This is a genomic window from Sporomusa sp. (genome assembly GCF_035561255.1).
Taxonomy (GTDB): domain Bacteria; phylum Bacillota; class Negativicutes; order Sporomusales; family Sporomusaceae; genus Sporomusa.
The window spans coordinates 1-7,050 of the sequence record NZ_DATMXX010000038.1; the positions used below are offsets into that span (position 1 = coordinate 1).

At 49.8% G+C, this 7,050-nt stretch carries 5 protein-coding genes; all 5 read right to left on the bottom strand.

Features of this window, described 5'->3' with window-relative positions; all coding sequences use genetic code 11:
• Nucleotides 1–99: 99 nt before the first annotated feature.
• The 5 genes from VN379_RS01910 to VN379_RS01930 all read right to left on the bottom strand — a co-directional run bounded on the left by VN379_RS01910 (nucleotide 100) and on the right by VN379_RS01930 (nucleotide 6,630).
• A complete protein-coding gene (locus VN379_RS01910) occupies nucleotides 100–555 on the bottom strand; it encodes a VanZ family protein (RefSeq protein ID WP_325530233.1) in 456 nt (151 codons plus the stop codon).
• Nucleotides 556–665: 110 nt separating this feature from the next.
• Complete coding sequence (locus VN379_RS01915; protein WP_325530235.1) at nucleotides 666–2,210, bottom strand: capsule assembly Wzi family protein; 1,545 nt, start codon at nucleotides 2,208–2,210, stop codon at nucleotides 666–668.
• 466 nt (nucleotides 2,211–2,676) lie between these two features.
• Nucleotides 2,677–4,407, bottom strand: coding sequence for a dihydroxy-acid dehydratase (gene ilvD, locus VN379_RS01920; protein ID WP_325530237.1), 1,731 nt, complete (start codon nucleotides 4,405–4,407; stop codon nucleotides 2,677–2,679).
• 40 nt (nucleotides 4,408–4,447) lie between these two features.
• Nucleotides 4,448–5,689, bottom strand: coding sequence for a hypothetical protein (locus tag VN379_RS01925; protein WP_325530239.1), 1,242 nt, complete (start codon nucleotides 5,687–5,689; stop codon nucleotides 4,448–4,450).
• Complete coding sequence (locus VN379_RS01930; protein WP_325530241.1) at nucleotides 5,686–6,630, bottom strand: bile acid:sodium symporter family protein; 945 nt, start codon at nucleotides 6,628–6,630, stop codon at nucleotides 5,686–5,688. The genes VN379_RS01925 and VN379_RS01930 overlap by 4 nt, the downstream gene beginning before the upstream one ends.
• Nucleotides 6,631–7,050: the final 420 nt, after the last annotated feature.

The following is a 7,050-nucleotide window of genomic DNA, read 5'->3' on the forward strand; positions in this document are numbered from 1 at the left end:
ATATTTACAGTACAATTTAGATTTCGCAGTATTGAACAACTTCTGCAAAAAAAGATCCTCTTTGGTTAAAACTAAGTTACGGAAAATAATAACTTATGGCTAACCCTTACCTCGTCCAATAGCCCAGCAGAGGAGGATGCCCACAATTGCACTCCCACTGTCAATCATCACGTCTCGCAGTTCACCGCTGCGTCCCGGCACATAAACCTGATGAAGCTCGTCCAAAGCGGCAAAAGCTGCGCAAAAAAGAATAACACCTGCCAGCCACCCTTGTTTCTTTATGCCGGTATTTAAGCGGAAGGTCTGATAAGCCAGGACGCCCAGGACAAAATAGTTAGCTCCATGTGCCGCTTTTCTCACCATACTATGTAAGTACTGTATCAACATTTGCTGTTCTTTGACGCTCTGGGCCACAGGCAGCAGGGCTGTCACCATATTGACCAAAGCCTGAACCACCATTCCGCTCATATCCTTAGACTGAGCAGCCGGCTGTGCGGAAAACCAAATAATCAGCAACATCCAGCCACACAAAAACAGCAGTGAAAAAATTCGCATCTCCTTATAACTGCCCCCGCCCTGCCACATTTAATTAATATGCCATTAGTGCTTCCGCTAACTATCGAATATTTCACTCCTAATGACGACTAACTGCTAAGAGTCCGCCTTTAATATACCCACCGCACACTTACGCCGGCAAAGTGATTCGTTTCATCGTGTCCGCTGGCGAAGTTAGCATTATTTATCCGCGCAATCCCAAGCTGACTATCTAGGAAGACCCTGTCCTGCAATTTTGTCTCACATTGTAGCCACAAAGATTTTATCGTTTGCTGAACAGCCGCATCTCTGTCCTGCTTAACCTGATTGGCATTAAATGAAATTCTACTATCCTTGTCCAAATAGCGGCCAAACTGCACGTAATACTGACCCGCATTACTACCAATAGGATCGCCAATAATGTCTCCTTTATAAACATAGCCGTTAGTATATAGCTGATGTCTGTACCACGAATTACTGGTATTAGCATATTCCACTTTCATGTCCCAGTCCCCATCCCGGCTGAGCCGCGGAATATAAACACCCACTCGTTCAGCGATTTTGGACGGCATGTAATTGGCCTGATCCTCGCCATACAGTTCACCATAAAATTGCAGGCCATTCCACTTCGGCACCCGCACTTTAAAATCAAGTCCGGCAATATTGTTCCATTTATCACCTGCAGCATCATCATTCCGTCCCAACAGCCAATCAGCGTAATCGCCACCGCTCAAACCTTTTCCCTTACCGCCCAGCATAGAAGTGAACGATAAGCCAAATGTAAAATTCTGCTGCGGTGTAAAGGTTCCCCGCATCGCCACAAACGAAGGTCCATCGACCTCATTAGCGTTAGTGCTGGTACGGTTGCTCTCCAGTTCGCTATAAAGGGCAGTAAAATTCATGTCGCCAAGAAAACGAAAAAAACCATTGCTGGTATATGGCTCCAGGTTGGAAAATTTAATTGAGGTTAACGGAGTCATATTATTGCCCAGAATCAACGAACCAGTAGCACCATGGCCCCAGAATACCGGATCTTTGCCCAACTGGACAGCGGTGCCGTTTATCCGGGTTTTAACATAACCGCTGGTTAGTGCAGCGTCACCCTGTTGGTCATCATCGTAGCTGAAGCGCGGTTCCAGGGCGACAGCAACATCATTGCCCAGTTTACCGGTTAGCAAAACCGACCCAATCACATTGCCATCCCGGCCATAACGATAGCCGTTATTATTGCCGTTTAGCGGCTGATAACCAGCTCTTGGTCCACTGCTGGAATTCGTGCGGTACCGCACTGAATCGCCGTCATAGGTACCCAGCTCCAAACGAACTTCCTTTATTGCCGGCGACAAGTCGGCCGGTTCTCCGGCCAATACCTGTAGTTCTGAAGCCAATTCACGCTCCAGCTCGCTTTTCATTCCAGCCAAATACATTGGTAACGGACGCTGCTTAACCCCAGACTGGATCTCTGTCAACCATTGAGCCATCTGCATCCGGGTATAAGGCTTGGTACCGTCAGGTATTGACTTAAGATACCCTAAGCCGTCGAACTTCTCAATATAACCATATAACGGACTGGATAAAGGAACATTTGGTGAAACAAAGTCAGACGGTGACGCCTGGGCACCGGATGATAGGGTTGCAGTAATCAGACCTGCAAGCAGCAATTTTTTACATAACATCCTTTTTAACCTCCCAAAGTAATGATCATAAATCGGACAAGTGTCAACCAATTGGCAGCGCGGTCTACATAATAGTGGAAGTTAGTGGAAAACTAACATATTTATATTATACCAAATAGTACCACAAAAATAAAATGACCTACGGCTTTTTGTTGTTTTATAGTACTTCATATCATTTTTTGAAATTAACTGTTTACTCCTAGGTAGTTCCTCCTAAATAAAAAGGTCCTATGTAGGACTTATATTCGTGCCCGTTCTATAGAGGTCTAACCTTCTCTTGAATCATCCTCTCTTTTATCATGCTTATCATTCCACAGCAGTCAGTAAGAACTAGGACATAGATCCTGTCCCCCTTTCCCACCCCTAATAGAATATTTTTGGCAGCATCAATTACGTGCAACAATAAAAAAAGGGCTACCCACCAGGCAACCCTCAAATGAGAAATAGTTTTAAATTATATTACTTACTAGATATTAAACCCAGCTCCCTCGGTGCACGTCCGGGCCAGTTTCTTATATAACCGGAGCAACGGCGAGCTTTCTTTCACAGGGAATACCTTGGTCTTCTTCCGTTCCGCCAAAACTGCCTCCACCACGGCAGGTGCGGCCGCCCTGCCATTTATGCCGACAATATCAAGGGTCCGGGCGGCAACATCCATTTTGATGATATCGCCATCCTCAAGGTAGGCAATCGGACCGCCTTCAACACCTTCCGGGGCAATGTGCCCGACCGCCGGTCCCCGGGTTGCCCCGGAAAAACGTCCGTCAGTAAACAAAGCCACACTACCGGAAAGCTCCGGCATATTCCAGAGGGCTTCTGTCGTTCGCAGCATCTCCGGCATGCCAGAGCCTTTTGGCCCTTCAAACCGGATAAAGATCGCTGTTTCGGGACCAATTTTGCCATCGAGCAAGTCGGCCACAGCCGCTTCCTCAGAATCAAACACCCGTGCTGTTCCGACAAAGTGGTGGATTGACTCATCGACACCAGACAGCTTAATGACCGCGCCCTCAGGGGCAAGATTCCCTTTAAGGATTTTAATATTGCCCTGGGGTTTCACCGGGGCAGTGCGGGTTTTTACAATATCCCCGGCTTGCAGCTTATAGTTTTTCAGGTAGCTGTTAACCTCATCGAACCAGCCTGCTGCCTCCAGTTGGGCGAGGTTTTCCCCCACAGTGTTGCCGGTTACGGTCATAGCGTCAAGGTGCAGCAGGTCTTTCAGCTCGCGCATAATGGCAGGTACCCCGCCGGCATACCAGAAGAGGTCTGTTGGCCACTGCCCGCCTGTTTTCAGGCTGACAAGCACCGGCACTTCCCGGTTGATGGCATCAAATTCCTGTTGGTCAATGGCAATGCCCACTTCGCGGGCAATTGCCGGCAGATGCAGCAGGGCATTGGTGGACCCGCCCACAGCCGCATGCACCATCAGGGCATTGGCAAAGTTTTTCTTACTGATAAAATTACGGGGAATCAGGGAATTCTTCACATTCTCGATAATCTGCCTGCCGGCGCTGCGGGCAAACCGGGTCAGGTGGGTGGTATATGCCGCTGCCAGGGCATTACCCGGCAGCGCCAGCCCCAGGGCCTCGGACAGGCACTGCATTGTACTGGCCGTACCGATAAACTGACACGCCCCTGCGCTGGGACAACAATTTCTCGAATAATACCGCAGCTCCTGCTCACTAAGTTGGCCTTGGGCATACTTGTCGCCTGCGCCATACAGAATCTCTGAGGACATGTAGTCCGGTCCGCTGAGCATTGAGCCGCCGCAAACATGTACAGCCGGCATACCCAGCCGGAGCATGGTCATCAATTGGGCCGGTACCGACTTATCGCAGGATGACATAAAGATACTGCCGTCATAAGGCGATGCCAGGGCATGGATCTCGAACATCAGGGACATGATCTCACGGCTTGCCAGTGAATAGTTCATTCCGTCATGGGCCATGGCAATACCGTCACAGATATCAGTCACGGCATAGATGGCCGGTTTACCCTGTGCCTGGTAAACACCAATCTTTGCCTCCTCAGCCAGGGCGCCCAAGTGGCTGCTGCCGGGGTGACTGTCGCCATGGACGGTATCAATCAGGATCTGCAGCTTGTCCAGATCGGCATCATCCCACTGCATGCCGGCCCGCAGGCCGTCTCCCTGATAATTAACTGTCCGCAGATGCTGACTGCGGCTGCATGCACAACTCATTTTTCCTCAACCTCCAAGTTATCTTTTTAGTTCAGCACCCTCACCACGGCAATACCAATTCTCGGTCAGTGTTAAAAACGCCGCTTACGGTAAGAGGGTCCCCATAGCCGGCAGGTATTTCACAGAGCAAGGCCGGCGAAATATACAGCCCGCTCAGCGATAAGGTATTTTTCACAAAGACCATTCTGGCAGTATCCCATTCAACGGCGCGGCCACAGGTTTTTAAAGCCACCTGAATGGCTTCATAATCAGTCGGCATAACCACAGGCACAAAGCACCGCTCTAAAAAGCCTGAGGTAATTGTATTAATATAGGTTTTATTGAAATCAACCTTGTCATACAGACGCTGGGTGATGACATCGGGAATGCCCAGGCCTACGGCATTGCCGCCCGATTCCCGGGTTAAGTCCAGGGCCACAAGCCGCTTGGGCCCGCCTGGTTCATCAATAACCTCTTCAATCCGCATCCGTTTGGTAACATTAGGATCGATACCAACACCGGAAATGTTTTTTCCCATTTCGGCAAATACCAGGACATCCAGGTTGTCAAAGGGGATATTAGGCAGCAGCTGCTTTGACAATACCAGCAGCTCTTGCTCTCTGGCAAAAAGATTGTCCGCTCCCAGTACCTCAACAACTGCGGTTTCATCAAACTTGTTTTCCACAATCGCTACCGCCGCCAGTAACGGTACGCGCTTAAGTACCACCGCCGCCACCTGCGGAATGAGCTCCCGCAACCCACGCAAGCCATGGCGGTGGATGGCCTCAGCCTGCGCCCTTTTGCCGATCCCGATTGCCAGCATTTTGACAATGCCGCTCTCATGAGGACCATGGAAATCGGTATGAGCCTTTACTCGGTTCACAGGCACAATGCCATCGACAATCATGGCGTTGCGATCGGCATACACCGGATGGCCGTCAATGTCGCCAACCTGCTCAACCTCCATGCCTGAGACAATGGGAACGCCAAGGTATTTCTCCGTAAGTCCATACTCAGCCAAAACAGCCTTTTGCCCCTCTGCCGTAGCACCGCCGTGACTACCCATCGCCGGCAAGACAACAACCGCCGCCCCTGCCGCCTGCAGCAGGCGGATAACATGCCTGATGATCTCCTTCATATTACGGATGCCCCGGCTGCCTGACAACACAGCGATCTTTTTCCCAGACAGCGTTTTCCCCACTGTCTGGCGTTTAAGGCCATCCTCAATCAGCCGGAATATCGTGGCTAAATCTAATCTGTCAGGTTTGACCTGATCCTGGATAAAATGCAATACTCGTTTCATACTTGACCGCTGTCCTCCTCCACCGCCCGAGCGGCCCAATAGGAGGCCAACACCGAACCGGTTATATTATGGCAGGCACCAAAGATGGCGGCCGGTACCGCAGCAATCGGATCAAGGTAGGTCAGAGCCAGGGCTACGGCCAGGCCGGTGTTTTCCATCCCGACCTCAAACGCGATAGCCTGAGACTTCTTCTGGCCTAAACCAAACAGTTTCTTAGCACTGAAAAAACCCAGGGCCAACCCGGCACTGTTATGCAACAACACGCCAAAAGCTGCGATTGCTGCAACACTCAGTACACGGGATGCATTCAGGGCAATCCCCGGCATGACAATCAGGATGAGCGCAACTGTCGAAATAAACGGCATATATGGCAGTATCTTTTTGACAAGCTCCGGAATGAGCATCCGCAGCGTGATACCCAGGGCAATTGGCAGCAACACAACCTTGGCAATATCCAGCAGCATTTTAACAGGATCAACTGATACGGTTTCCCCCACCAACAGGACAAACATAAACGGGGTAATAAACGGCGACAACAGTGTATTCAGACTTGAGACAGTGACCGAAAGCGCGGTATCCCCCTTGGAGATAAAGGCCATAACATTAGAAGCGACCGCACTTGGGCTGCAACCAACCAGGATGAAGCCAGCTGCCAGAACCGGACTGAGGTTAAGCAGCCTGGAAACGGCAACAGCAACAAGCGGCATAATGCAGTAGCGCAGCATAACCCCTAACAGGACATCCTTAGGCCGTGATAGTACCAGTCTGAAATCCTCGATACCCATGGACAGCCCCATGGCAAGCATGACAATGCCGATCAAATAGGTGACATATGATGCAAGTGGCGTAAACGGCGCAGGAACCAACAAACTAACAATCGCCGCTACCGTGATCCAAAATGGAAATACCCTGGTAAACCACTGGCAAAATTTTAAAACCATGCCCCTCACTCCTTCTCTAACATAAATTCTCGTCCGTAATCATTAACCAGCCAGATGTTCCGCCAATCTTTACCGCCCGCATTGAAGACCCGCACCGACTGCGCTATAATGGAGACAATCGCATGCGAAATACACCCCCTGTTTTCCGTCGATTAACCCCAGGCGGCAATTTTGTTGCTATTTGCAACAAGAGTCATAGTGACACAATTTAAAGTAGACTTCTCCCTTGTACATTGGCTTACACAGCTCAGCTTGCTCAACACACTTGTTGGACTAGCGGAATTAACACCTCCTTCTGTTTTGGAGTTTCACTGGGAACACCTGATTCTAATTCTTCAGATAACTTTTTAGAGACTAACCTTCCGCCTTGCGGAGATTAGCCAGGTTCTTCAAGTTATCGCCCCCTCACGAATTTAATTT